Annotated in this window: 17 protein-coding genes and 1 pseudogene; 2 read left to right on the top strand and 16 right to left on the bottom strand. The window is 50.5% G+C overall.

From position 1 onward, the window contains the following. Positions 1–150: 150 nt before the first annotated feature. The 5 genes from DWZ44_RS11910 to ispG all read right to left on the bottom strand — a co-directional run bounded on the left by DWZ44_RS11910 (position 151) and on the right by ispG (position 11,502). Entirely contained in the window at positions 151–927 is a 777-nt protein-coding gene (locus DWZ44_RS11910) for a hypothetical protein (RefSeq protein WP_117804937.1), read from the bottom strand. Between the two features lie 3 nt (positions 928–930). Continuing rightward, complete coding sequence (locus DWZ44_RS11905) at positions 931–2,178, bottom strand: DUF5716 family protein (protein ID WP_117804936.1); 1,248 nt, start codon at positions 2,176–2,178, stop codon at positions 931–933. Beyond that, positions 2,160–5,735: a DUF5717 family protein gene (locus DWZ44_RS11900; protein WP_147342479.1), complete on the bottom strand. Its 3,576-nt coding sequence runs from the start codon at positions 5,733–5,735 to the stop codon at positions 2,160–2,162. Before DWZ44_RS11900 ends, DWZ44_RS11905 begins: the two co-directional genes overlap by 19 nt. A gap of 101 nt (positions 5,736–5,836) precedes the next feature. After that, entirely contained in the window at positions 5,837–10,426 is a 4,590-nt protein-coding gene (locus DWZ44_RS11895) for a PolC-type DNA polymerase III (RefSeq protein WP_117509873.1), read from the bottom strand. Between the two features lie 20 nt (positions 10,427–10,446). Beyond that, complete coding sequence (ispG, locus tag DWZ44_RS11890) at positions 10,447–11,502, bottom strand: flavodoxin-dependent (E)-4-hydroxy-3-methylbut-2-enyl-diphosphate synthase (protein ID WP_117509872.1); 1,056 nt, start codon at positions 11,500–11,502, stop codon at positions 10,447–10,449. 168 nt (positions 11,503–11,670) lie between these two features. Here ispG and DWZ44_RS11885 point away from each other — a divergent pair, with 168 nt between their 5' ends. Continuing rightward, on the top strand, positions 11,671–12,258 hold the full coding sequence (locus DWZ44_RS11885) for an AAA family ATPase (protein WP_117509871.1): 588 nt from the start codon (positions 11,671–11,673) through the stop codon (positions 12,256–12,258). Between the two features lie 81 nt (positions 12,259–12,339). Here DWZ44_RS11885 and DWZ44_RS11880 read toward each other — a convergent pair whose 3' ends face one another. The 9 genes and pseudogenes from DWZ44_RS11880 to DWZ44_RS11840 all read right to left on the bottom strand — a co-directional run. Further along, complete coding sequence (locus tag DWZ44_RS11880) at positions 12,340–12,693, bottom strand: hypothetical protein (RefSeq protein WP_022462665.1); 354 nt, start codon at positions 12,691–12,693, stop codon at positions 12,340–12,342. Positions 12,694–12,696: 3 nt separating this feature from the next. After that, positions 12,697–13,698 carry an ABC transporter ATP-binding protein gene (locus tag DWZ44_RS11875; protein WP_022462666.1) on the bottom strand — a complete coding sequence of 334 codons (1,002 nt, stop codon included), beginning with the start codon at positions 13,696–13,698 and terminating at the stop codon, positions 12,697–12,699. Further along, entirely contained in the window at positions 13,698–14,729 is a 1,032-nt protein-coding gene (locus DWZ44_RS11870; protein ID WP_117804934.1) for an ABC transporter ATP-binding protein, read from the bottom strand. The genes DWZ44_RS11875 and DWZ44_RS11870 overlap by 1 nt, the downstream gene beginning before the upstream one ends. Before the next feature lie 18 nt (positions 14,730–14,747). After that, positions 14,748–15,665 carry an ABC transporter permease gene (locus tag DWZ44_RS11865; RefSeq protein ID WP_022462668.1) on the bottom strand — a complete coding sequence of 306 codons (918 nt, stop codon included), beginning with the start codon at positions 15,663–15,665 and terminating at the stop codon, positions 14,748–14,750. A 10-nt stretch (positions 15,666–15,675) separates the two neighbouring features. Next, complete coding sequence (locus tag DWZ44_RS11860) at positions 15,676–16,632, bottom strand: ABC transporter permease (RefSeq protein ID WP_117509869.1); 957 nt, start codon at positions 16,630–16,632, stop codon at positions 15,676–15,678. Between the two features lie 115 nt (positions 16,633–16,747). After that, the gene (locus DWZ44_RS11855) at positions 16,748–18,499 is read right to left on the bottom strand and encodes a peptide ABC transporter substrate-binding protein (protein WP_117804933.1); all 1,752 of its coding nucleotides are present in this window, start codon (positions 18,497–18,499) and stop codon (positions 16,748–16,750) included. Positions 18,500–18,857: 358 nt separating this feature from the next. Beyond that, positions 18,858–19,649 carry a shikimate kinase gene (locus DWZ44_RS11850; RefSeq protein ID WP_117761637.1) on the bottom strand — a complete coding sequence of 264 codons (792 nt, stop codon included), beginning with the start codon at positions 19,647–19,649 and terminating at the stop codon, positions 18,858–18,860. A 291-nt stretch (positions 19,650–19,940) separates the two neighbouring features. Beyond that, the gene (locus DWZ44_RS11845; RefSeq protein ID WP_243110730.1) at positions 19,941–21,980 is read right to left on the bottom strand and encodes a diguanylate cyclase; all 2,040 of its coding nucleotides are present in this window, start codon (positions 21,978–21,980) and stop codon (positions 19,941–19,943) included. A 191-nt stretch (positions 21,981–22,171) separates the two neighbouring features. Continuing rightward, positions 22,172–22,408 (bottom strand): annotated as a pseudogene (locus DWZ44_RS11840) (TIM-barrel domain-containing protein); the annotation flags it as partial. Positions 22,409–22,664: 256 nt separating this feature from the next. On the opposite strand from DWZ44_RS11840, the gene DWZ44_RS11835 reads away from it, so the two are divergent. Further along, a complete protein-coding gene (locus DWZ44_RS11835) occupies positions 22,665–23,879 on the top strand; it encodes a GNAT family N-acetyltransferase (protein WP_022462381.1) in 1,215 nt (404 codons plus the stop codon). 67 nt (positions 23,880–23,946) lie between these two features. On the opposite strand, the gene DWZ44_RS11830 is transcribed toward DWZ44_RS11835, so the two are convergent. After that, positions 23,947–25,173, bottom strand: a complete 1,227-nt coding sequence (locus DWZ44_RS11830; protein ID WP_117802377.1) for a dicarboxylate/amino acid:cation symporter — start codon at positions 25,171–25,173, stop codon at positions 23,947–23,949. A 162-nt stretch (positions 25,174–25,335) separates the two neighbouring features. After that, positions 25,336–26,667, bottom strand: coding sequence for an MATE family efflux transporter (locus tag DWZ44_RS11825; RefSeq protein WP_117804950.1), 1,332 nt, complete (start codon positions 26,665–26,667; stop codon positions 25,336–25,338). Positions 26,668–26,806: the final 139 nt, after the last annotated feature.

Below are 26,806 nucleotides of genomic sequence, written 5' to 3'. Positions count from 1 at the left end.
CTGTCCGGCTTCCACCTGCCCGGGCTCTCTGTGAGTGCGCTTCCAACGTTATCTCCACTTCATCGGTTTCGAAGTATTTATTTTTTTCTTATGGGCCGTATTATAGTCCCATTCTTTTTTGCTGTCAAGTAATTTTTTTGTTCTTTTTGTTCAAAGTCCGGTATTTTTATGATATTCCCGTGTCCACGCCGCAAGAGCTTCGTCCAGATCGCGCGGGAGCTCGACCTGCATTGCCTCGGTGATCTGGCGGTCCATCTCCCGTTTCGTCTCGGCATCCACTTTCCGCTCGGTGCACATCTGCTCATAGGCGTCCTGTCCTTTGCTCATGTAGACCGCAAACAGCCAGCTCTTTAACGATGCTTTCGTGTGCAGCTCTTCATTTGCTTTCTGAAAGCACATAAGTGCTTCATTCATCTGGAACAGACTTGCGTAGGCACAGCCCATGTTGTTGTAAATACTTCCGGTGAACTGGCTTCCCATGTTGGTTTCGTTTTCCTCGGTATCTTTCAGCGTTTCCTGGTAAACCTGGATCGCATTGATATATTTTTCGTGGTCGACAAGGTAATCTCCCTTGATTTTTTTCCGCACAATCTCCGGCTGCTCCTCGAACCGTTTCAGGCGCTCATTCATCTCACGGAACTGATCGTGGGAAAGATAATTGATCTCCTTAAAGATCGGCAGGATAAACTCACCGATGTTCTTTTTCTCCTCCAGAAGGACGTAGAGACGCTGGTACAGTCTTCTTAAGTGGAGTTCTTCTTTCATCCACACCAGCAGCTGCTCGTTAATGATGGTCTCGTCCAGCAGATAGATGTTGTGGTACAGATAATAGCACAGTTCCTCGATGGAATATATATTTGTGCTGATGTTGGAAATATAATACGGATTTTTCGCCCGTTTGACCTGACATAAAATATAACCGCTCATCGTTTACACCTCCCCCATCGTCTCGTGCCAGATTTTGTGACTTGCCGGGAACATATCGCCAAAACCTAAATCCTCTGCGGTGATCTGACACGTAACCGGAGAATCATACTCCAGACGCAGACGGATCCGTGTTGTCTTCGGCGGCCGTTTGGGCAGCCCGTCCAGCTTCATGGTATAGCGGTTTCGTTTTCCGCTTTCCATGGAACTTACAACAAATTCCAGCTCCTCCGTTCCGTCGAGGATCAGCTCACATTCTTTTTCTGCTTCATACCAGTTCACACCGGCTGCAATCAGCGCATAGTATGCCGGAGAACCATTGATCGTCATCTCCATGCCGATGTTGTAGCGCACGAGGTCATTTCCGAGGAAGAGATAGCCCTTTAAGCGGCGCTCCTCCACTTTTTCGCGCGCGGAAAAGCAGGCGCCCTGTGCAAACAGGTTCGTTCCGCCGAAGATTCTTCTCTGGTTTTTCTTTAACTGACGCAGAGAGTTGTCGGCCCAGGCAAGGTCGAACTCCTCGCTCACCAGAAATACGCTGGAATAAATTTCATTCCCCATCGCTTCTCCCATCAGATGGCAGAAATCGCGGTCGCGCTCCATCGGCTCGATCGAAAGTGCGGCTTTTGGCCCCCGTTTTACGGCCACAGTTGCCGGCTTCGTTTTACGGCTGATGGAAAGTTCAGAAAACGATGCTTCCTCATCTTTCAGGAAAAACAGACCGACTTTACGGCTCCAGAGCTCCGGCTTCTGGTTCAGCACATGGCAGTAAAAGCTCTCGTCATGCTCCTGCAGGTAGGCTCTGCCGCGCGGCAGTCCGATTATCTTGTATGCTTCACGCACATTTTCCACAAATGGACGGGTCAGATGGCCCGTGGTGATCATCATCGCCTGGATCTGCTGGTCCGGGCGCTCGATGCCGATCATCTTCAATGCTTCGCGAAGGAACGTGCCAAGGACTTCTCCCGGCGTATAATCCCGGTTTTCGATCTGGCAGATGCGGGATCCCATGCAGATCTCGTACAGATTGTCCAGCCAGATGCCGTTTTCCGCGTGAGCAGATTTTTCTGCATCCGGTCCTGTTTTCCACGTTTCCTCATTCCGTTTTTTGGCAATGGCGGTCGGAAATTCCACCGCCTCTTCTCCTTCTTTTACCGGGATGGAGACGGCCGTATGGGTTCCCCTGTCATAGCAGCAGAACTGGGAATATTTCTCTCCAAAATCAAATCCTAAAATTAAATTTTTCTGTTCCATGTCGTATCCTCCTGCTGCTTCTTTTCATCCACAAGTGCAAAACAGTTCCGAACCAGAGCCTCCTGCTGCAGATACTTTTGGAATGCTTCTTCTGCTTTTTCCGAATCTCCTGCCGCGCGCGCTGCTTTCATCTGATTCAAAAGCTGGTACCGCGTCTTTCCTGCTTTTGGTTCGCCGGTCATGGAGACGGTTTTCACCTCTGTTTTTCCCTCACCCTGACGGTTCGTAAAGGTCAGGTAATACTCCATTTTCTCGCCGTAGAACAGCAGAAACTCTTTCACAAAAATGCCCTGATACATATTGCGCATCGGTTCGCTCTTCCATGTTTCTTCGGCGTTTGTCCGGTAATGAATCGTCACCTTTGCCTCCGCTCTCTGGCGCTCCTCGATGAACATGCGGTCGCCGATCTGGAAGCCTTCGGTCAGGTGCTCCGGCAGATCCTTGTAGAAGGCAAAGCGGAGTCCCTGTTTCGTAAACGCCAGAAGCAGGGTATGCGCCTCTTTTTCTTCCTCCTCAGAAAGCTGCGGCTTCGTGGAAAGATGTTTCAACATCGCAAGATGGCAGATCTCGTCCAGCTCCCAGCCCTGTTTCCAGGCGCGGTCCAAGTAGTCAAACATCTGATCCGAAAGCGGTTTTCCGTCCATAAAATAGCCGATCGCAAGATACGTCAGGTATGCCAGAATGACATGCTCTTTTCCGCTCTGACGGATGTAGCTCTCCAGCATTTCCTGCTCCCACTTCGGGTGGCTGCGCACAAAGACGGACCAGGTCAGAATGCGCTCCTCCAGCTTGTCGCTCTCCATCTGGAAGCCGCGGATTTTATCCCATAAACTGCACATATCCTCAATAGAACCGGTGAAATAATCTCTCAGATAGCACAATACAATTTCATCGTAGATGCCCTGTTTTACCACGTAGGATGCCAGATAGAGAAGCTCCTCGTCCTCTGTAAACTCTTTTTCCAGAATCATCGCATGCGCCAGACGGAAGAGACACGACACCGGGATCTTTTCGTAGCCGTACCGATCCGTCAGGGCAAAGGCGCGGCTGTAACAGCCGTAGCGTACCAGAAGCTCGATCGTAGAAATACGGTCCACCTTTGCGTAAGCGCTGTCCTCCAGCTCTGCAACAGCCGCCTCAGTCTCACGCTCATCCGGATGGGCAAGATAGTATTCCAGCAGTTTCTGACGCACTGTTTTCCGGTAAGCACTGGAAAATGCGCTCGTGCGCGCTGCCTGCTGATACCAGGCAAGATTTTCTGCGGTAAGCTGCATCTCCTCTTCCTGCTCCCCGCACAGGTGCAGCAGCAGACCCGGATTTTCAATGGCAAAACCGCCGCAGGCACGGGCAAGCTCTTCATCCGTAAACAATGGCTCTACGCGGCAGGTTTCTGTCACCGCATATCTTCTGCGCTGCTCATCTTCGAGAAGAATCCGCGCTTTTTTGCCGTACAGACGGATATAAGCACCCCGTTCCGTCATCGGATAGGACGTTTCGCCCGCCATCGCCGGATGGCAGACGATCACACGCGTGATTTTCGGATTTTCACACGTTACATGATGGGTAAACAGCACATTTGCGATCGCTTTTGCGCTGTCGGGATCTTCCGGTTTTTTCAGAAAAGTCCGGTACAGTGCGGCGTATTCGCGGTTCATGCGGCCTTTCTGGATCTGTCTTGCCGTGAAAACCTCCATCGCCGGGCGGTAGCTCTGGAATGTATGGCGGTCTTTTTCGCGGTTTTTAATCACGTTGGCGTAGATCAGCGCTTTCTTCTGGCCTGCCAGTGTGTTGCTGTAGGAGAAATACATCCGGATGACCTGCGGAAGGACCTCGTCGAACGACGCATCCATCGTTTCAATATAGTACTCGTACAGGCGCGTGATACGGATGTTCCGCTCCACGGCTTTTGCATACCACGGGAAATATTCCTTCCGCACCGGGCGGCCCTTCATCACCAGTTTGCAGATGGCTTCGAGCACTTCATCGTATGGAAAACGCTCATAGCCCGCAGTCAGAATCTGATAGACATTCTCATCGAACGTTTTCATCGTCTCTGTAAGATAAGCGGCCCGTTTTAACAGTTCCCCGCTTAAAATGCCTTCTTTCTGCGCAAATTTCAGCACCTGAACGGTGAACGGCGAAATCCGGCGGAGCTGTCCCTCCTGGCGGAGATAGAGCTGTGTCGCATCCAGATACAGAAGCGGGCTCTTGCACCCGCACTCATAGCAAAGTTCCATCGCGTAGAGCTGACGGGTCAGCGACTGCTGCCAGGAATCGTCGGCATCAATGGCAAGCTTTAACAGAAAATAGCTTGCACTCTCCTGCCGCATCAGCGTTCCAAGGCGTGATACCAGCCCGGTATGGCCCACTTCCATTTTCAGCTTCCATGCCAGATACAGGTACGCTCCTTTTTTCTCCGCGGTGTCCAGCAGTTCCTGATGCTCTTTTACGTAAGAAAGCGTTTCTCTTGCTTTTCCGGTTTCCTCATGGCTCTCGTACAGCCATGCTTTTCCCAGCGTCACCCACGCCATGTCTCCGCCGGCTTTTTCGAACTGCTCGATGGCCTCCCAGGTGTCCTGATACCAGGTACGGTAGTCGCGTTTATGGACTGCCAGATCGAGATAGCCGCGCGCGATGGCAGTTATCTGACGGTCGCGCTCCGTATTTTTCCTGCTAGTCACATGCTTTTCGCTGTTTGTCACTTCCAGTTCAAAGCGAAGCTCCTGTTTTCCCTGACGCACCGTAATTCTGCCGTAATGGCGGCCGTTTCCGATTTTCTCCTGATGGATAATGTATTCCACACCGTAGACGCTTCCGATGAAATCTTCTGAAGTGACGACTTTCTTTTCCACTTCCAGAAAGTCTCCCTGCACCTCGATTTCCATGCGGACGTAGCCCCAGGTATTTTTATACAGATACAGTGTTTCCTTGCGCGGCTGGTCCACGGTAAGCACAGTTTTCTCCGGCTGTTCCGCCGAAAGCATCACCGGCTCTTTCTGACCGAGGGCAACCAGAAATTCCTCCAGATGCTGAAATGTCACCGGCTTGTGGGACAGTCCCTGATAAAGTGCCATCTGCTCCGGTGCCTCTTTCTGAAGAAGACGTGCAAACTCTTTTTTTACAAAGAAGCGGTACGCTGCGCCGAAATCATGACTTGCCAGATGCACAAAATCTGCCAGGGAATGAATCTCCTGTCCGGAAATGTTCATTGTCTTTCCCGCAATCGAGACGTGTACCCGCACGCAGCGTTCCTCCAGATTGCTGCTGACGGTGATGTTTCCACAGATTTCATCGCCTGCTTTTAATCCGCTGGTATCCACGCCGTACTCAATCGTACTCGCCGTTCCCTGGAACTGATTTTTCGCCAGAACGATTCTCTGATGATCTGTGGTCACAATTCCTTTTACTCTTCTCCCGTCTTCCGCTCCGATATTCAGCTCTCCGCGGAAATTCTGCCCCTCGTCCAGCGTCAGGGCCACCTCCGTCTCGGACAGCAGCAGATGGGGAACCTCATATTCAAATCTGCCGTTCAGCAGTTGTTCCAATCTTCTTCTCAATGTTTTTCACCTTATTTTATCTAAATCGTTTTCGTTCTTTTCCACAACGTCTGATTATACCCCAAGACGCACGGGATTGCAACGGAAAGGGGACGCTCCTTTTAATAGTCGAACAGCGAAAACTGATTGCTTTCGGGCAGATCTCCGAAGACACCGAGGTCCGCCATAAAGTCGATAATCGTCTTGCTGACCTTGGTGCGGTCGCGGAAATCATCTTTCGAGAGGAATTTTCCGTTTCGTGCCGCAAGGACAACGGCGTCGGCCGCCTTGTCGCCCAGACCCTCGATCGAGTCGAGCGCCGGCATCAGATGTTTGTCATCGTAGACCTGGAAGCGGTGCGCCTGTGCCTTATAGAGGTCCACCGGCACGAAATCGAAGCCGCGGGCGTACATTTCCTGGACAATCTTCATATCCTTGACGGTTGCCTGCTCCTTCTGAGTCAGCGTGTCTTTCCGTTTTTCGTAATCTTTCATATAATATTCCAGCCGGTCGCGTCCCATGCACATGAGCTCGTAGGAGAATGCGGACGCACGAATGGAGAAGTACGCCGCATAGTACGCCAGCGGATAGAAAATTTTATAGTAAGCGATGCGGTACGCCATCATGACGTACGCCGCCGCGTGGGCTTTCGGGAACATGTACTTGATCTTTTTACATGACCAGATGTACCAGTCCGGCACATCGTGGGCCTTCATCTCCTCTTCCCACTCCGGTTTTAAGCCCTTTCCTTTTCGCACACTCTCCATGATCGTAAAGGAAAGCTCACTTTCGAGTCCCTTGTCGATCAGGTAGATCATGATATCGTCCCGGGTACAGATGGCGGTGGAAATCGTCGCCTTGCCCTCCTCGATCAGGGTCTGCGCATTGCCGAGCCATACGTCGGTTCCGTGCGACAGACCGGAGATACGGATCAGGTCAGAGAACGACTGCGGCTTCGTGTCCAGAAGCATCTGGATAACGAAATCGGTACCGAACTCCGGCACGCCAAGGCATCCAAGCGGGCAGCCGCCGATGTCCTCCGGCTTGATGCCGAGCGCCTCGGTGCTCTTGAACAGCGACATGACCTCCGGGTTATCGAGCGGAATCGTCTGCGCATCAAGATGCGTGATATCCTCGAGCATACGGATCATGGTCGGATCATCGTGTCCGAGAATGTCGAGCTTTAAGAGGTTGGCATCAATGGAGTGGTAATCGAAATGGGTCGTAATAATGTCGGTTGTCATATCGTTCGCCGGATGCTGCACCGGGGTGAAGGAGTTGATGTCCTCACCGAACGGCAGAACGATGATACCGCCCGGGTGCTGGCCGGTGGTACGGCGGATGCCGGTGCATCCTTCCACGATACGGTCGATCTCGCAGTTCCGTTTGTGCTGGCCGCGCTCTTCGTAATAGTTCTTCACGTAACCGAACGCTGTTTTATCCGCCAGCGTACCGATGGTTCCCGCACGGAACGTCTGACCGGCGCCGAAAATAACCTCTGTGTATTTGTGCGCCTTACTCTGGTAATCACCGGAAAAGTTCAGGTCGATATCCGGCTCTTTGTTTCCCTTGAATCCAAGGAACGTCTCGAACGGAATGTCAAATCCGGCTTTTTTCAGCGGCTTGCCGCAGTTCGGGCAGACGGCGTCCGGCATATCGCATCCGGCACGGCCGACGTACTCTTTGACGCGCGGCGAATCGAACTCGCTGTAATGGCACGACTCGCAGTAGTAATGCGGGCTCAACGGGTTTACCTCCGTGATTCCCGCCATCGTCGCAACGAACGAGGAACCGACGGAACCACGCGATCCTACGAGGTAGCCGTCCTCGTTCGACTTCCACACTAGTTTCTGTGCGATGATGTACATAACGGCATATCCGTTGGAAATAATGGAGTTCAGCTCCCGTTCGAGGCGCGCGGAAACGATCTCCGGCAGCTCCTCGCCGTAGATTTCATGCGCGCGGTCGTAACAGATTCTCCGCAGTGTCTTGTCGGAATCCTCGATGACCGGCGGGAATTTTCCGGCACGGATCGGGGAGATTTTCTCGACAAGGTCGGAGATTTTGCGCGGATTGGTGATGACGACCTCCTCCGCTTTCTCACTTCCGAGATACGAAAACTCTTCAAGCATCTCCTCGGTGGTGCGCAGGAACAGCGGTGCCTGCTCATCCGCGTCGTCAAAACCTTTTCCGGTCATGATGATGCGGCGGTAGATCTCGTCCTGCGGATCCATGAAGTGGACGTCGCACGTTGCCACAACAGGCTTATGGAACTGCTCGCCAAGTTTGACGATGCGCCTGTTGATCTCCTTTAAATCCTCCTCGCTCTCTACGGCAGAAACGTCCTCTTTTTTGATCATGAACGCGTTGTTGCCGATCGGCTGGATTTCCAGATAATCGTAGAAGTCCACGAGACGCGCAATCGCCGCATCCGGTTCACCGCGCAGGATTGCCTGGTAGAGTTCGCCCGCCTCGCAGGCAGATCCGATCATCAGACCGTCCTGGTATTTCAGGTAGACGCTCTTTGGCAGCTTCGGCCGGCGGTTGTAGTATTTCAGGTGGGATTCCGACACGAGGCGGTACAGATTGACACGTCCCGTCTCGTTCTTTGCCAGAATGATCGCATGGTACGATGGAAGCTTGCGCACAGCCTCCTCCGATACTTTTCCCTGCGCATTCAGATCATCCAGAGTCAGAATATTGCGCTCCTCCAGCATTTTTACGAATTTCACGAAAATTTCCGCCGTACAGCCGGCATCGTCCACCGCACGGTGATGGTTTTCCAACGATACGCCGACCGCCTTCGCAACGGTATCCAGCTTGAAACGGTTCAGGCCCGGCAGCAGGAAACGCGCCATGGCGACGGTGTCCGCCGTTGTAAATTCCCGCTCGATCCCCTGCAGGACGCAGTTGTGCTCGATAAAGCTCATATCGAACGAAGCATTGTGGGCAACCATAACGGCTCCCTCACTGAACTCCAGGAATTTCGGCAGCACCGTTTCGATGTCCGGCGCGTCAAGAACCATGTTGTCGTTGATGCCGGTCAGATTCTCAATCCGGAACGGGATCGGGACTTTCGGATTGACGAAGGTGGAAAACTTATCGACAATCGCTCCGTTTTCCACACGGACGGCGCCGATCTCAATGATTTTGTTGACAACCGGGGAAAATCCCGTCGTCTCGATATCGAAAACAACGTAGCTTCCGTGGATGTCCTGTCCTTTGCTGTTGACAACGATATCTTTCAAGTCGTCGACGAGATAAGCCTCCATGCCGTAGATGACCTTGAACGGAGCCGAAACTTTTTTCAGCTCATCTTTTGTCGCATCCGGGTGCTCTGCCTGGTATTTTTTCCGGTAAGCGCCGTCGATCGCCTCGATCGCATGGTTTGCCTCCGGGAAGGACTGCACCACGCCGTGATCGGTGATCGCGATCGCCGGATGGCCCCACTCGTAGGCACGCTGTACCAGACGGGCAGCATCGGTGACACCGTCCATATCGCTCATCTTTGTATGGCAGTGCAGCTCCACACGCTTCACCGGACTCGTATCCTGACGGCCGGTACGGAAATCGGTGATCTTCTTGATGCCCCAGACAGACATAACCGTCAGATCGTGGTCAAATGCATCAACCGTCGTTTTTCCTTTTACTTTAATGAACGCGCCTTTTTTGATCGCATCCTTTAATTCCGGCACTTCCGCGTTCTGGACGAAAATCTTGACGCCGATGGTATCTGTAAAGTCGGTGATCGTGAACATGAAAATCGTACGCTCATTCCGGATTTCGCGCATATCCACACTCTGGACTCTTCCTCGGATGACAACATCACCGATCTCATCGCCGATTTTCAGAATCTCCACGCTCTCATCCTCGAAATCTCTTCCGTACAGCACATCCGGATTGGAGGATTTGCGCGGCTGATTGTCCGCATTCCGGCCGAAACTGCCCTTGCCTTTTTTGAAGGAACCGCGTCCGCCGCCGGAAAAACCTTTTCCCCTTCCGCCGTCTGCTGCTTTTTCTTTTTTCGCCTCGCCGTCCTTGGCTGCTGCGGCTGCTTTTGGCTGTTCGCCTGCTGCTTCCGCCTGCTCTTCCATCCGGTTCTGCTCTTTTTCGCCGAGCATCTCACCGTAATGGGTATGCGCCAGAACGTGGCGCACTTCCTCCCGGATGCGGAGCTCGGAATTTCTCATGGCGCGGCTCTCGCCCTCCGGCTTTCTCATCTCGGTTTCCACGATCAGGTCGAAGCCGCACCGCTCACAGAAGATTTTCTCGAGAATGTGGACCAGCTCCTCCTCGCGCTCCTTTGCCACAACGGAATCCACGAGCACCAGGTGCATTTTGTTCGTCTCCGGGAAGGTAATCTCGGCAGTCGAAAACAGATGATTCAGAAAGACACTGTGGTTTTTCAGCTCGAGCAGGATACTCGGACGGTACACCTCCAGAAAGTTTTCCGGCGTATACTGGCGCGACAGATAGAACCGCTCAATAATCTTCACGCGCAGCGGCACGTTGGAAAAGAGCTGCTCCTCGATCTGGCGCTCCAGCTGATAAATATATTTTTTGTGAATCCACTGATGGCTGACCACATAGATCCGCAGCAGATCTTTTTTCTTATTGATCGATACCCGCGAAACCTCCACGGTATCGAGAAGCTCTGCCATGCCCCCTTCGATTCTCAAATCCGGAAATACTTCCTGAAACTGTTTTTCCATTCCTATTCCTGCTTTCTTTTCTACTTGCCCCAGTGATCCAGCTCGTCCTTTAAGACGGACAGCAGCTCGCTCTCCGGTACTTTTTTCACGATTTCACCTTTTTTAATTAAAATGCCGACGCCTTTTCCGCCTGCAACACCAAGATCCGCCTCTTTTGCCTCGCCCGGTCCGTTGACCACGCAGCCCATGACGGCAACCTTGATATCAAGATCGTAGCCCTGCACCAGTGTTTCCACCTGGTTTGCCAGTCCGATCAGATCAATCTGGGTCCGTCCGCAGGTCGGACACGATACGACCTCAATGCCGCCTTTTCGAAGTCCCAGGGTCTTTAAGATCCGTTTTGCGGATTTGATTTCCTCGAGCGGATCGCCGGTCAGGGAAACACGGATCGTATCTCCGATGCCCTGATATAAAATAATACCGAGCCCCACTGCCGATTTGATGTTGCCGGAATACAGCGTTCCTGCCTCCGTAATGCCGACATGAAGCGGATGATCCGTCTGGTTCGTGATCAGCTCATGCGCTTTTGCACACATCATCACATCAGACGATTTGATACTGATGACGAGATTGTCATAGCCCATCTCCTCGATGATCCGCACTTTGTCGAGCGCGCTCTCCACCAGGCCCTCTGCCGTTACGCCGTTGTATTTTTCCACCAGCTCTTTTTCGAGTGAACCGCTGTTGACGCCGACGCGGATCGGAATCTGGCGTTCTTTTGCTGCATCTACAACCGCCTGGATCCGGTCGCGGCTGCCGATGTTGCCCGGGTTGATGCGGATTTTATCGGCTCCGTTTTCGATCGCGGCGATCGCCAATCGATAGTCAAAATGAATATCTGCTACAAGCGGAATCGAGATCTGCTTTTTGATCTCGGACAGCGCCCTGGCTGCCTCCATGGTCGGGACGGCGCATCGGATAATGTCACATCCGGCTTCCGTGAGCGCCTGGATCTGCTTTACGGTTGCCTCCACATCTTCTGTTTTGGTATTCGTCATGGACTGGATCAGAATCGGATTTCCGCCTCCGATGACCCGGTCGCCGATTTTCACAACTCGTGTATTTGCTCTGCTCATTGTCTTTCCTCCATTTATTTTCTCCGTGATGGCATAAAAATCTTATTTTATTATAAGACAATTTTTTCTCTGGCACAACCGTCTTTTCTCTTGCAATTTTTTCCCAAATTTTCTATAATGCTAGGAGTGATTTTTTTTGATTCAACTGGAAAGGAAGACATACAAACGATGAAAAAGATGATCCTCGTAACCTCGCCGCCGGCGTGCGGAAAGACATACATTTCAAAACAGCTCGCCAAGGAGCTGAAACACGTTGTTTATCTCGACAAGGACACGGTCATTCCGCTGTCGAACCGCGTTTTCAAAGCGGGCGGACAGGAAATCAACCGCAGTTCTGATTTCTTCGAGGAGAATATCCGCGATTATGAATATGAAGTAACGGTCAATTTCGGACTGGAAGCACTCGAGTATGACGATATTGTGCTGATCAACGCACCATTCACACGCGAAGTGCATGATGAGAAGTTCCTGAAAGACTTCTCCAAAAAGCTCGCTGACCATGGGGCAAAGCTTGTTGTGATCTGGGTTGTCACAAAACCGGAGATCTGCCACCAGCGCATGATCGACCGCAACTCCGTGCGCGATACGTGGAAGCTGGAGCACTGGGATGAATATGTGAAAACGATCGACTACTCCATCCCGGAAGCACTGAAGAAAATGAGCAGCTGCCTCGATCTGATGCTGTTCTACAATTCTTCGGATGAAGAATATCAGAAATCCATGGAGATGGTTATCTCCCGTCTCGAAGACGAATAACGACTAAACGAAAAAAGAGAATTTTGCCGGACCTCATTTTTACAGTCTGCAAAATTCTCTTTTTATTTATAGAAACTATTTTCACATCCGATACAAAAGATAATCCGCCGCTGCCGCCCACAGCACCCAGGAAACGCAGAGAACTGCGAACACACTCTTATATCCGAGTACGGCAAAGTGGACGCGCCATTTTTCCTTCTGCGTGAATTTCTCCGGGTTTTTGCCTTTTACCATCAGCATTCCGGCGATCACGAACATGCCGAGGGCCGCGATCAGCAGCAAGCCGTCTTTCGCCGCCTCAAGGGCAGCGCGGAACGTGAATCCCCCAAAGAGGAATCCTCCCAGCAGCAGCACAGCTGCCGCAGCGCCGCCGGAGAGCAGGCCGATTGTAAATGCTCTGCCGAGATCACAGCAGATGTTCTTTATCTTTTCCATGTTTTACAATTCCTTATTTTCTTCTAACGCATCACAGAAATGACATGCCACAAAGTGATTGTTGCCCACGTCTTTTAATTCCGGCATCTGCTGTCGGCAGATGTCTTTTGCGTACTTGCATCTTCCCTGGAATTTGCAGCCCGGCTTCGTGTTGATCGGGCTCGGCACCTCGCCTTCGAGGCGGATTTTTTTGCGGTCGCGCTCTGCCTCTACTTTCGGGTCCGGAATCGGAATCGCGGAGAGCAGTGCCTGTGTGTACGGGTGGCGCGGGTTGGCGTACAGCTCCTCGGATGTCGTCAGCTCGACGAGCGTTCCCAGATACAGAACCGCCACACGGTCGGAAATATGTTTGACCATCGACAGATCATGGGCAACGAAAAGATAGGTCAGTCCCATCTTTTTCTGCAGATCCACAAGAAGATTGACGATCTGTGCCTGGATCGAAACATCGAGTGCGGAGATCGGCTCATCGAGAACGATGAACTCCGGCTGCACGGCAAGCGCACGCGCAATACCGATTCGCTGGCGCTGTCCGCCGGAAAACTCGTGCACAAAACGGTTCGCATGCTCGCGGTTCAGTCCGACCAGTTCCAGATATTTGTAGATCATCTCCTGGCGCTCTTTCTTATTCTTTGCCAGATGGTGAATGTCGATGCCCTCGCCGATGATGTCGGCAACGGTCATACGTGGGTCGAGTGATCCATACGGATCCTGAAAGACCATCTGTACCTGTTTTTTGAAGGCAAACCGCTCTTTTCCGTTTAACGCATGGACATCGGTTCCCTTGTAGAGCACCTGTCCGTCGGTCTTGTCATACAGGCCGATGCAGGTACGGCCGCACGTTGTCTTTCCACATCCGGACTCGCCAACCATTCCAAGTGTCTCACCCTTGTAAATTTCGAAGGAGACATCATCCACGGCCTTTAAGGTCGCATGGTTTCCGACCTGAAAATATTTTTTCAGATGGGAAACGGAAAAAAGCACTTCTTTTTCGTTATTTTCCATTACAGTTCTCCTCCTTCCAGATTTGGCATTTCTACTTTTGGTGCCATCGGGTGATGGAGCCAGCAGGCAGCTTTATGCTCGCCGCCGAATTCCGTTGCCTCCGGCATCTCTTCCTTACAGATCGGCATACAATAGCTGCACCGCGTGCAGAACGGACATCCGACCGGCGGGGTTAAAAGATCCGGCGGAGTTCCCGGAATTGTCGCGAGTTCCTGCTTGTTTTTCAGATCCAGACGCGGTACGGAACGGATCAGCGCCCAGGTATACGGGTGACGCGGACGATAGAAAATATCCTCACACGTTCCGCTTTCCACGATAATACCGGAATACATGACAGCAATCTTCTGTGCGATATTCGCCACAACACCAAGATCATGTGTGATCATGATAACGGACGTCTGGTTTTTCTTCTGCAGATTCTTGATAATATCGAGAATCTGTCCCTGAATTGTCACATCGAGTGCGGTCGTCGGCTCGTCACAGATCAGAATTTTCGGATCACAGGCAAATGCAATCGCGATCATAACACGCTGACGCATACCGCCGGAAAATTCGTGCGGATACTGTCTGACACGTTTTTCCGGCTCCGGGATGCCGACCATGCGCAGCATCTCGACAGCCTCCTTTGCCGCTTCCTGTTTTGTCATGTTTTTGTGGCCCATCAGATTTTCCATAATCTGTTTTCCGACACGCATCGTCGGATTTAAGGAAGCCAGCGCATCCTGGAAAATGATTGCACACTCGCCGCCTTTGTAATGCTGCCACTGTTTTTTGTTGTATTTCAGAATATTCTCTCCATGATAGAGAATTTCACTGTTCTCTTTAATCTCACCCTGCGGGGCCTTGATGAGGCCCATGATGGATTTCGCCGTTACAGATTTTCCGCAGCCGGATTCGCCCACAATTGCGAGCGCCTGACCTTTCTCGAGAGAAAACTGTACACCGCGGACTGCCTTTACTTCACCGGCATAGGTGTGATAAGAGACTCTTAAGTTTTTTACTTCCAGAATCGGATTGTTTTGTTCGTTCATATCGTTATCTCCCACTTATTACTGGCGAAGTCTCGGATCCAGGGCATCGCGCAGGCCGTCTCCCAGAAGGTTGAATGCCATAACGATGATACAGAGCACGAGACATGGGAACAGAAGCTGTGACGGATAGAAATCCATGTTCTGCTGTCCCATCGAAATCAGGACACCAAGGCTGATCGATGGTGCCTTGAGGCCGATGCCGAGGAAGCTAAGACCTGCCTCCGTAAAAATAAACATCGGGATTGCCGTCGCCGTATCCAGAATCAGGATACCCAGCATATTCGGTACATAGTGTTTTAAGATGATGCGGAGCGGTTTTGCACCGAGCACCTCCGCCGCGTAAACGTATTCCGTCTCACGGAGCTGTTTGATCATACCGCGCACCTGACGTGCCGTGTTACACCATGCGGTGACACTAAGCGCGACCAGAAGTGCAAACAGGTTATTTCCAAGAATCATCATGATCAGAATCGTAAGAAGCAGAGACGGAATCGAGTTGATAACCTCGATGATCCGCATCAGAACCTCATCGACCCAGCCGCCGAAATGTGCCATCAGCGCGCCATATACCGTTCCGATGATGAGTTTGATTGCCGTTGCAACGATCGCGATGATCAGTGATGCCCGCGCGCCGACCCAGACTCTTGAGAAGAGGTCACGTCCCAGGTTGTCGGTTCCAAACCAGTATTTTGACGATACGCCCTGGTTTTTCTCGGCGATATTCATGGATACATAATCATATCCTTTGATATGCGGTCCGATGATGACCATGACAAGCAGAATACCGAGCACAACAAGAGATCCCATTGCGATCGGGTTTTTGCGGAGCCGTCTCCAGGCGTCCTGCCAGTAGGAAATGGTCGGGCGGTCAATCCGGTTCGCATCTTCCTCGGTGTATCCTATTACTTTAAATTTTTCCGGTGTTAATGCTGCCATAATATCCTCCTTATCTGCTCTTTCCTGTCAGACTGATTCTCGGGTCAACGACCACGTACAGCAGGTCCGTGATAAAGAGAACACCGATGTAAAGTGCTGCGATAATAACCGTCTCTCCCATGATAATGGAAAGATCCTGGTTATTGACCGCCGTCACATAATACTGTCCGATTCCCGGGATGGAAAAGATGCTCTCGATGAAGAAGGAGCCTGTGATACACATGGCAACCGACATCGGAAGCTGTGTGATAACCGGGATAAACGAGTTCCGAAGGATATGGCGGCGGATAATCTGTCCGCGGCTTAAGCCCTTCGATTCAGCAGTCAGCACGTAATCCTGATTGATCACATCGAGCATCGAGGTTTTCAGCAGACGCGCATACGTTGCGATATAAGAAAAGCATCCTGTCAGGGTCGGAAGAATCGTGTATTCCCATCCTCCGAACCACAGATCCTTTCCCGCAGGCCAGCCGATCGTCGGCAGAACCTTCAGGTTACCTGCGAAAATTTTCTGAAGCATCAGACCAAAGATCAGGTTCGGAATGGAAATCAAGAGGACCGACAGGGCGATCACCATATAGTCCCAGAAGCTTCCCCTCCTCATTGCCGCAAGAATTCCAAGCAGCAGACCGATCGTGATACCGGCCAGCACCTGCTGGATACCAAGGCGGGCGGATACCGGAAGACGGTCATGAATCAGCTTCTGTACCGTCTGTCCCGCATAGACAACAGATTCCCCGAACTCTCCCTTGCAGATTCCCTTCATTGTGATCACATAGCGCTCCATCATCGGCTTGTCGAGGCCGTAGCGCTTATAGAGGTTTTCCTTTACGGTCGGCGAGAGCTTGCTCGCACGCTCCGTCAGCGGATCTCCCGGAACCGCTTCCAGAAGGAAAAACGTGGCCGTTGCAATCAGAAACAGTGTGATCAGCATTTCCGCGAAACGGCGCAGTAAATATTTTGGCATAAAAATCCTCTCCCTGTCCGGTCTTTTTCGACCGGAATTTTATTATGATAGCGAAAGAAGAGCCTATTGTTTCATAAGCCCTTCTTCCCTCATTTCTTCTGTTTTGCTGCTTTTTTTATTTCTCTACAGTTGCTCTGTAAAGCTCCTGGCTTGCGCCGAAGGAGGATGTGTAGAAATCTTTTACCCAGTTCTGATAATAGTAATGTTTATCAGAGTAGTACAGCGGTGCAACACCACAATCCTGTGCAACCAGCAGATCTTCCAGCTTCTGGTAAATCTCAAGGCGTTTTGCGTTGTCGTTCTCTCCGGTCAGAGAATTGATCAGGCTGTCGTACTCGCTGTTGCTATAGAGGCCGTAGGAATCATAAACGCCTGTCTTCATGATGTTCAGGAAATCCAGCGGATCGTTGTAATCGCTGAACCATCCGCCTACAAAGATATCGTAGTTCTTGTTATCGCGCTCGTTTGCAAACATCTGGTAATCGCCAACGGTATTCAGCTCTACCTTTACGCCCAGATTCTGGGAAATGGACTGCTGCAGGTACTCTCTCTCGAGCTGATTCTCGGTAGCAGAACCCTGGGACAGCAGTGTAATGGTGATGTCTTCCGGTTTATCGGTGATACCAAGCTCATCAAGGCCTTTCTGGAACAGTGCTTTTAACTTGTCTGCATCTCCTGCATACTGCTCATATTCCTTTTTCATCGTCTCCGACGCCTGCTTGCGGTAGGAAGTTCCGTCGAGCGTGATCGCCGGGGAAACGAAGCCGTAAGCTGCGGTGTATCTTCCGTAAACAGCTGATACCATCTCCTCACGGTTGATGGAGTAGGAAATTGCCTTGCGGATGTTTACGTTTTTCATCAGACCGGATTTTCCGCCCTCAGACTGCTCGTAGCACAAAACCATAGTTCCCGGGTACTCGGTGGTCATGGTCTGCATATTGCCTGCTTCTACTTCTTTGTCATATTTTGCAATGTAATCGCCTGCTGCATCGAAAACGTCCAGCTGTCCGTTATCGAACATGGTTGCTGCTGTTGCGTTCTCTGCTACACAGTACCAGTTTACCTGATTCAGTTTTACGTTGTCCTTATCCCAGTACTGGTCATTCTTTACCCATGTCATGGAGTTATCTTCTACCAGGTTGGTCATGGCAAACGGTCCGTTGTAGACACACTTTGTCCAGTCTTTTCCCCACTGGTCTCCGGCTGCCTCTGCGACATCCTGACGGGTCGGGTAAAGCGGAGTTGCTACCAGCTTGGACTGGAAGGTCGGATCCGCTACCTTTAAGGTAACCTCGAAGGTGTAATCGTCAACTGCTTTGATTCCGATCTCATCGGCAGAACCCTGTCCGTTATAATACTCCTCTGCTCCTACTACGTTAAACAGGAAGAAAGAATAGGAATATCCGTATTCCGGATTTAACAGACGTTTCCAGCCGTACTCATAATCTGCTGCGGTAACCGGCTGTCCGTCGGACCATTTTGCATCCTTTCTCAGATGGAAGGTATAAACCAGTCCGTCGTCGGATACGTCCATGGATTCTGCACCGGCGTACTCGAAACGGTCTCCGTTCTCATCTGCTACGTCACGCATCAGTCCTTCGTAGCACTCTGCCATCATCCAGCGCCATCCCATATCCTGTACATCGAAGTTGTTTCCAAAGGATACCGCGCGAAGATTGATCTGTCCGTCCACTTCACCTGCAGTCTCCGGTGCTGCAGAATCCGCTGCTCCAGTACTGGTTGATGCCGCTGTAGCATTGTCAGCAGTTGCTACCTGTGCCTCTCCGCTGCTTCCGCATCCGGCCAGAAGACCGGCTGCCATGCATCCTGCCAAAAGCAGAGAAACGACTTTGTTTCTTTTTCTCATTGGTGTTCCTCCTTTGTTTTCCGCAGACCCTCCCCGGCTGATCCGGCTATGTCTGCACACGGGCCATTGTTTTTCATATAATTATCCTGAATTTTTTCTCTTATTCGGACAATAGCACGAAATAATACCTTGTTTTTTCAATCTTTTCACGTGATTTTAGCCCAACTTTTATCAGAATATCGAAAAATATCTTTTTTGTCAATCTTTTTTCCTACACATTTTGTATTTTTTAAGTGCGCAACAATTCGGTATCAAAAGGAAAAGAAGGAGGCTGCCGTCGCACACAGCATTCTCCTTCTTCTTTTTCTTTCTTTTTCTTGCTTTTTCTTGCTTCTTCTTTTTCTTTGCTTTTTCTCTTTTATTCCGCTTTTGCATCCATCTGCCGCAGGCTGTGGATCAGCTCCTCACAGATCTCCAGCTCGCTCTTTCCGTCCGTCTCGATGATAATGTCGGCTGCGGCCTCATATTTCTCACGGCGCTTGCTCATCAGATCTGCGATAAACGGAACGGTTTTGTTGTTCTCGATCAGCGGTCTGTCGTGGCTGTCTTTGACACGGTCTAAAATCGTCTCCGGCTTTGCAGTCAGAAGAACAACGCGGCCGTTCTTTTTCATCTCCGCAACGTTGCACTCACGCATCGGAGTTCCGCCGCCGCACGAAATGACAACGTTTGTTCTCGACTGCATTTCAATCAGAAGATTCGTCTCGCAGTCACGGAAATACTGTTCGCCGTAAGTCTCAAAAATATCGGAGATGCTCATACCGGCACGCTCTGCGATGATCTGATCCATCTCGATGATATCCATGGCAAACACGGTTTTGAGATAATCGGAAATGGTGCTCTTTCCGGCTCCCATGAAGCCAATCAGTACAATATTATAATTGAACAGCTTTCTTGCCTGAATCTTTTTACTGTTTCTTGTGATGCTCTCGAAAACATCCGCCACTTCGTTTTTATGGCGTTTTTCCTGCATCCGGCGTTCCAGCCATTCCTTCTGTTTTGCTTCCTGCTCCGGCTGGAGAATCGGCACGTTATTTGCTTCTTTATATACCATAATGTCCTCGACAATACGGTTTCTCATCAGCAGCGCATCCAGAATAATCTCATCGCACTGTCCAAGGCTCTCTCGTAATACTTCCAACTGATTCATGATATTTATCCTTTCCAGACTTGTGTGTACTTGTTCGCACAGCCCTCTTCCGGTATTTTTGTCGTATTTTTTGACATTTTCTGTTATTATAGCAGTTGTCCTCCGGAATCACAACAAAAATTTGCACAAAGGTGCGAAAAGCCCATGGAATCTTTTCAGAAATCCATGGGTTTTGGTATATTTTTATTTAAGATCGTCTTTCGAATCCGCATGATACCTGTTCTCCCAGGCATCTTCTGTGGATAACTTCTCATCAGAGTTCAGAAAACTCAGCTCTGCCCCCCCCCGATTTCAGATTTTTTTCAGCTTTTCAATCTGAATCGAAGTCTGTTTTTCTTCGGATATGGTGTTCAGCTCCTCGCAGATGGCATCTTTGATATCGAGCAGACACTCGAGCATCAGCGGGCTGAAGGCACCGCACTCGCCGTTCAGGATCATCTCGATGGCTTTCTCGTGCGTGTATGCCGATTTGTAGACACGCTCGCTTGTCAGCGCATCGTAAACATCGGCAATTGATACAACCTGGGCTGCAATCGGGATCTCCTCACCTTTTAAGCCGTCCGGGTAACCCTTTCCGTCGTACCGCTCATGATGCCAGCGACAGATCTGGTACGCAATCTGTACCAGCTTCTCGTCCTGATACAGTTCCAGGCTCTTCAGCATGGACGCTCCGATCAGGGTATGTTTCTTCATCTCCTCGAACTCTTCTTTCGTCAGCCTTCCCGGCTTATTTAAAATGTTCTCGTCAATGCCCATCTTTCCGATATCGTGCAGCGCGGATGCCGTTGTGATCATCAGCTGATCGGACCAGCTTAAGTGGTAGCGGTCTGTCTTCTGTACCAGACGCTCGAGGAGCATACTGGTCAGAACGTTGATGTGGTGGACATGAAGTCCGCTCTCGCCATTCCGGAATTCCATGATATGACTCAGGATACTGATCATCATCTGATTGTTTTTCTCTTTTTCGTAAATCTGCTCGGTGACGAGCGTCACGAGACGGCGCTGTTTTGCATATAATTTGATCGTATTGAAGACACGCTGGTAAACAACTTTTGCATCAAACGGACGACTGATATAATCGGATACGCCCTGCTCATACGCACGGCGCACAAATGTGGTGGAATCCTCGCTCGATATCATGATGACCGGAACCTCTTCGATCCAGTGGTTGCGGTTCATGTAGTCAAGCACTCCGAAACCGTCCATGCCCGGCATGACGATATCCAGAAGGATCAGCGCAAGGCCTGTTCCGTATTCTTCCAGCAGACGCAGGCACTCTTCGCCGGTGGAAGCCTCGATGATATCGTATTCATCCTGCAGAATCTCCGAGAGGATGATACGGTTCATCTCGGAATCATCCACGATCAGGATGCGCTGTTTTTCTCTGCGGTTTTCCTGACGGACAACATCGTCCTGACAACCCAGGATCTGGTCTTTCTCGGTGACAACCATGTTTTTCCGTTGTTTTGCAAGATACATCAGCTGGTCGGCACGCATCGCAGCTTCGCCGATCGTCTCATCTCTTGTCAGAACACCTCCTACGCTGACGGAAAGACGCATCTTCGAGTAGCCCGGCACCTGTGCCTCATGGATCTGTGACTGAATCTGTTTTAATTTCTGTACAAAGTTTTCCTCATCCATCTCCGGCAGAACCAGCAGAAATTCGTCTCCTCCTAAGCGGATCAGACGGTCGGTACGTCGGGTGCAGCGCTTGACGGTCTTTACAATGGTGTCAAGCGCCATATCTCCGGCATTGTGGCCGTATGTATCGTTGTATAATTTGAAATCATCGAGATCGATCATGGCTACGCCGCAGCAAAAGCTGGCGTCCCGGATCTGGTCTTCGAAGTAGCGGCGGTTGAATACTCCGGTCAGCGCGTCACGATACAGCTCTTCGCTGTAGCTGTTCAGCTTGCTTACCAGATTCTGGCGTCCTTCGGAGTCCATCAGTGTTTCATCGTCGAGACGGTTGATCATCTCGATCACGCATGGTTCTCCTTCGATCTCCACGTATCTTGCAATGACCTGATACACATTCGACGCAATGCATTCCATTTTTGATTTCTGCGATTTCTCCCGCAGGGCTTTTTCGGAAATACAGTTAAGGCACGGCATCGCTTTGTTCCATACTGCGTAGCATTCACACAGCTTGCCATTCTCTTCATCGATAATAAAATCTCCGATCTCATCCGGACGGAGAACCCGCACATACATGAAAATATTCTTCAGATGTTCCACCAGACGTTCTGCCTGTTTCTGTGTCATCTGAACATCCTTAGAAGGCTCTTTCTTATTTATTTTTTCACATTCCGGCAATTCGGTCTGATTCATCTGTTTCCCTCTCTTCTCCCCGGTACACACAAAACTTCATTACCCCTTTGTGTGCTTCCGCGTTTTGCTACATTTTCCCATTTTAATTACAGTTATACATAATAGTGTAACGATTGTTTCCCGTTTCGTCAAGAAAAAAGTGTACAAAAACCGTCCTGTAATGGAAATTTATTCAAAAAAACCGACCGGTTTTACGCGGTCGGTTTTTTCTTCTTATCATAGAAGACACGGCTGTATAACTGCGGATAGATGTTGCTGCAGGAGAGCGCCGGTCCTTCAATATAGCGGTAATGATCGAAATCGTAAACACCGTAATCCGGCTCGGAGTTATCCAGCCAGAAAGCATTGATGCCGTAATCGTAGTAGTTCTTCTTGCATACGTCCCAGACATATTTTCTTGTCTCCGGATTGAACACGTCGATCTCAACGCAGTCACCCTGGAAATCGTATGTCTACTTTTTCGCGCAGACTATCCCTGTATGTTTTTCATTTTATTAGATTTTTTTGTCTGTTTCTTGAAGTTTTTATCCGATTTCTAACACTATTTTGATCTTTTTACCAAATTTGCGGAATGGGCTTTATTTTTAACTGCACAAATTCCATTTCTTATGATAGAATATTTACGAAAAAATAAAGTATCTGATTCACTATACTTTGATTCACAATAAAATGAGGGAGTAATCCATGATTCAAACGAAAGATTCGAACTTAACCTTCCGCCCGCTGACCATCGACGACGCAGAGCAGTACAATGCACTTCTGCGCTACGCCTTTCAGGTTACAGAGCAGGAGCTTTCCGAAAGCGGATGGAAAGACGATGAAATCAAGCAGTCCAAATTCCCGGTTCTCGTCCGTGCCGATGTGCTCGGCTGTTTCTGCGAGGAGGATCTGGTATCACAGTTCGCGGTTTATCCGCTGGACATGAATATCTACGGTGTCCGCTATCCCGTCGGTTTTGTCACCAGCGTCTGCACCTACCCGGAATACACCGGCCAGGGCATCATGAAAAAGCTGATGATCCGGAGTCTCACGCGCATGCGGGAAAACCACCGTTCCTTTGCGCTTCTCTATCCCTACTCTATTCCGCTCTACCGGAATCTCGGATGGGAAATCATTTCCAATAAGATGACGTACACCATCAAGGACACGCAGGTGCCGCGGAAACTCAAAGCCCCTGGCTATGTGCGCCGCGTAGCATGGGATGACAAGGATTTTAAGGAACTACATACCAAATTTGCTTCGAAGACGCACGGCTGCCTCTACCGCAACAATCTGGCGTGGGAAGAATATTTCCGCTGGGATGAGGATGATACCGTCGTTGCGATCTACTATTCCGCTGATGATGTGCCGTACGGCTACATGGTCTATCTGATCAGCTCCGATATCATGCATATCAAAGAGATGATCTATCTGAACCGCGAAGCGCAGCTGGGACTCTGGGAGTATATTCATGCGCACGATTCCATGATCGATGAGGTCAAAGGAAATAACTACTACAGTGAACCCATCGCGTTCGAGCTTGAGGACAGCGATATCAAAGAAACGATTCGCCCGTACTCGATGGGGCGTATCATCGATGTCGTGCAGTTTATGGAACATTACGCCTGCGACCCGGACGAGCCGGATGTGTGTATCCGTTTTGAGATCGAGGATGAGCTGCTTCCGTGGAACAATGACAGCTTCACATTCTTCTTTGAAAAAGGACACTGTGTGCCGACCGACCGCGAGCCGGACCATGTGATGAAAATGACGATCGCATCGCTCACGACACTGCTGCTCGGCTACAAGACGGCTTCCAAGCTGTATGAGATGGCGCGCATCGAAACGACGCCACAGACTGTGGAATGCCTGGACGACCTGCTCTTCCACCATATTCCATATGTTTCGGACTATATTTAATTTATTTTACGCATTGCAAAAGAGGGACTCCCGTGAAAGGAATCCCTCTTTTTCTATGTAACATTTTTTAGTTTTCTTCCAGTTTGATTTTCTCCTGCAGCACAACGCAGCCTGCCATATCGCCGATGACGTTGACGCATGTGGCACCCATGTCACACAGTGTATTGATACTGATGTAAACGCCCATGACGCCGGCCGGAAGACCTGCCATCGTGGCGAGTGCTGCGAACGATGCGATCGCACCGCCCGGGATACCCGGTGTTCCGACAGAAAGCAGGACGTTGGCAAGCAGAATGATCACCATCATCGAAATGCTGACGCTGATGCCGCAGGCATTTGCGAAGAACATGATCATAAACGACATCAGGATCGATACCGCATCCATGTTGACGGTGGCACCGAGCGGGATTGCGATACTGCTGATCTGGTTCGAAACGCCGAGTTCTTTCTCGACACAGCGCTTGCTGATTGGGATCGTCGCGGAACTGGAACATGTTCCGAATGCATTCAGGGCTGCCGGCATGATCGCCTTAAAGAACTTGACCGGACTCGTCTTTCCGATGAGTTTTACAGCGCCGCCGTAGACGACGATCGCAAATCCATAGAATGCCACATACAGAATGATGAGCTGGGTTGCCAGGGAAACGATGGTTTTGGTTCCGTTTGCCTCGACAACCGGCACGATCGTACAGAAGACACCGATCGGGGTGAAGTACATAACGGTGCTGATGACTTTTAAACAGACCTCATTCAGGGAGTCGATCACGTTTAAGAGCGGCTGTCCCTTCTCTCCGACCGCAATCAGCGTAAAGCCGACAACGACAGCGAACACGAGTACCTGGAGCATGTTGCCCTCCGCAAATGCTTTCACCGGATTGGACGGAATCAGGTTTTTGATCGTGTCGAGGATGCTGGTCATCTCGGTCGCCTGGATATCGGAAGTTGCCATCTCAAAATGGACTCCCTTTCCGAGGCGGATCAGTCTTGGAATGATAATGCCGACTGCACTTGCAATCGCGGTGGTGCACAGGAAGAAAATCATCGAGTAGCCGGTGATCTTACCTGTCGTTTTTGCATTTCCGATGCTGCAGATGCCCATGACAATTGAGCAGAATACCATCGGGAAAATCATCATATTCAAGGCGTTCATGTAGATGCCGCCGATGACGCCGGTTACGGTCAGAATCGGCGTAAAGCGGTCCGCCAGAAGAAGTCCGGTTAAGATACCGAGAAGCAGTCCGGTAAAGATCGCACCTGTAATATGCTTCTGATACCATGCATAAAACTTTTTCATATGTTCTCTCTTCTCTCCTTTTTCACAGAGTAAGAGGCAGGTGTCCCTGTATCTTCTACCTGCCTCTTCGCATACAGTCATCTTATCACACAACCGCGGATAATTCCACCTAAAAATGGATTTATCCGCGGTTTTTCTGGCTTTTTGTCTTTTTTCTCTTTTTTATACGGCTGCTGCCCGGCTGTAGACTTTCTTCCGCATAATCAGATAGCAGATCACCTGCATGATAATCGTGATGATCCACGATCCCGGATACGAAATGAACAGCACATACAGCGAGCGGTGCTGCGGGAAAATGCCGAAGATCCACACGATTCGCGTTCCGACCGTTCCGATGACGGACAGAATCATCGGCACCGCCGAGCATCCCATACCGCGCAGGGCTCCCGGGAAGAGGTCCATGATGCCGCAGAGGAAATACGGAACCGTCGTGATCGACAGAATTTCCATACCGCAGCGGATAACCTCCGGGTCCCCGGTGTAAATCTGCAGGATTTCCGTACCGAACAGATACGCGCCGCCACCCATCACCAGTGCGATGCCGCTGGAGAGAATCAGGCAGTCGATCAGCACCTTATCCATTCGTTTGTATTTTCCGACACCGTAGTTCTGGCTTGTGAAGCTCATGCACGCCTGGGTGACGGAGTTGACTGAGGTGTATAAAAATCCCAGCACATTGTTGGCCGCCGTGTAGCCTGCCATTGCAATCGAACCGAAGGAATTGACGGATGACTGCAGCAGCACGTTCGAGAAGTTGATGACGGTACTCTGAATACCCGCCGGGATGCCGACCTGGAAAATCGGGATGATGTAATCCTTTTTCAGGCACAGCTTCGAGAACCGGAGCTGATAACTTCCCTCGCTCTTATAGAGGCACCGCAGAACCAGCACGCAGGAGATCGCCTGCGAAACCACCGTTGCAATCGCCACACCTGCCACGCCGAGACTGAACACGATCACGAGGAACATATTCAGACCAGCGTTGATCACACCCGATACAATCAGGAAATACAGCGGCCGCTTCGTGTCGCCGACGGCACGCAGAATCGCCGCACCGTAGTTGTACAGCATGAAAAACGGCATTCCCATAAAGTAAATTCTCATATACAATGCCGACTGATCAATGACATCCGCCGGTGTATCCATCAGCTCCAGCGCGCCTTTTGCAAAAAATACGCCCACAAACGCCATCACAACGCCGCTGATCAGCGCCAGCATGATCGATGTATGTACCGTTTCCGACATCTCCCGGTCGCGCCCCGCCGCATAATACCGCGCCGCCAGTACATTCGCACCGAGTGAAATTCCCATAAACAGGTTGATGAACACGTTGATGAGTGCCGTTGTCGATCCGACAGCCGCAAGCGCCTGGCTTCCGCTGAACCGTCCGACTACAATAATATCAACCGCATTGAACATGAGCTGTAAAATTCCCGACACCATCAGCGGCAGCGAAAAGGAAATCAGCTTATCCATAATCGTGCCGTTGCACATGTCGATTTCATATTTGTTCTTTTTCAAAAATACTCCTCCTTCTTTTGTAGCAGATATGCAGTCTTACACTGCAGACATATACAGAAATGATACCACTTTTTTCCGGTTCTGCACAGAGACTTTCCATAATTTATTGACT

It is taken from the genome of Blautia sp. AF32-4BH, assembly GCF_003460565.1.
GTDB classification, from domain to species: Bacteria; Bacillota; Clostridia; order Lachnospirales; family Lachnospiraceae; genus Fusicatenibacter; species Fusicatenibacter saccharivorans.
The sequence above is the reverse complement of the archived record's forward strand: the minus strand, read 5'-3'. Positions and strand labels throughout refer to the sequence as shown.

What these genes read in the sequence shown, in the direction of transcription:
- DWZ44_RS11850 (WP_117761637.1), bottom strand. Translation starts at nt 19,649, where the DNA reads ATGAATCAGTTGGAAGTATTACGAGAGAGCCTTGGACAGTGCGATGAG.
- DWZ44_RS11830 (WP_117802377.1), bottom strand. Translation starts at nt 25,173, where the DNA reads ATGAAAAAGTTTTATGCATGGTATCAGAAGCATATTACAGGTGCGATC.
- DWZ44_RS11855 (WP_117804933.1), bottom strand. Translation starts at nt 18,499, where the DNA reads ATGAGAAAAAGAAACAAAGTCGTTTCTCTGCTTTTGGCAGGATGCATG.
- DWZ44_RS11870 (WP_117804934.1), bottom strand. Translation starts at nt 14,729, where the DNA reads ATGAACGAACAAAACAATCCGATTCTGGAAGTAAAAAACTTAAGAGTC.
- DWZ44_RS11910 (WP_117804937.1), bottom strand. Translation starts at nt 927, where the DNA reads ATGAGCGGTTATATTTTATGTCAGGTCAAACGGGCGAAAAATCCGTAT.
- DWZ44_RS11825 (WP_117804950.1), bottom strand. Translation starts at nt 26,667, where the DNA reads ATGTGCAACGGCACGATTATGGATAAGCTGATTTCCTTTTCGCTGCCG.
- DWZ44_RS11835 (WP_022462381.1), top strand. Translation starts at nt 22,665, where the DNA reads ATGATTCAAACGAAAGATTCGAACTTAACCTTCCGCCCGCTGACCATC.
- DWZ44_RS11860 (WP_117509869.1), bottom strand. Translation starts at nt 16,632, where the DNA reads ATGCCAAAATATTTACTGCGCCGTTTCGCGGAAATGCTGATCACACTG.
- DWZ44_RS11865 (WP_022462668.1), bottom strand. Translation starts at nt 15,665, where the DNA reads ATGGCAGCATTAACACCGGAAAAATTTAAAGTAATAGGATACACCGAG.
- DWZ44_RS11845 (WP_243110730.1), bottom strand. Translation starts at nt 21,980, where the DNA reads ATGAATCAGACCGAATTGCCGGAATGTGAAAAAATAAATAAGAAAGAG.
- ispG (WP_117509872.1), bottom strand. Translation starts at nt 11,502, where the DNA reads ATGAGCAGAGCAAATACACGAGTTGTGAAAATCGGCGACCGGGTCATC.
- DWZ44_RS11905 (WP_117804936.1), bottom strand. Translation starts at nt 2,178, where the DNA reads ATGGAACAGAAAAATTTAATTTTAGGATTTGATTTTGGAGAGAAATAT.
- DWZ44_RS11895 (WP_117509873.1), bottom strand. Translation starts at nt 10,426, where the DNA reads ATGGAAAAACAGTTTCAGGAAGTATTTCCGGATTTGAGAATCGAAGGG.
- DWZ44_RS11880 (WP_022462665.1), bottom strand. Translation starts at nt 12,693, where the DNA reads ATGGAAAAGATAAAGAACATCTGCTGTGATCTCGGCAGAGCATTTACA.
- DWZ44_RS11875 (WP_022462666.1), bottom strand. Translation starts at nt 13,698, where the DNA reads ATGGAAAATAACGAAAAAGAAGTGCTTTTTTCCGTTTCCCATCTGAAA.
- DWZ44_RS11885 (WP_117509871.1), top strand. Translation starts at nt 11,671, where the DNA reads ATGAAAAAGATGATCCTCGTAACCTCGCCGCCGGCGTGCGGAAAGACA.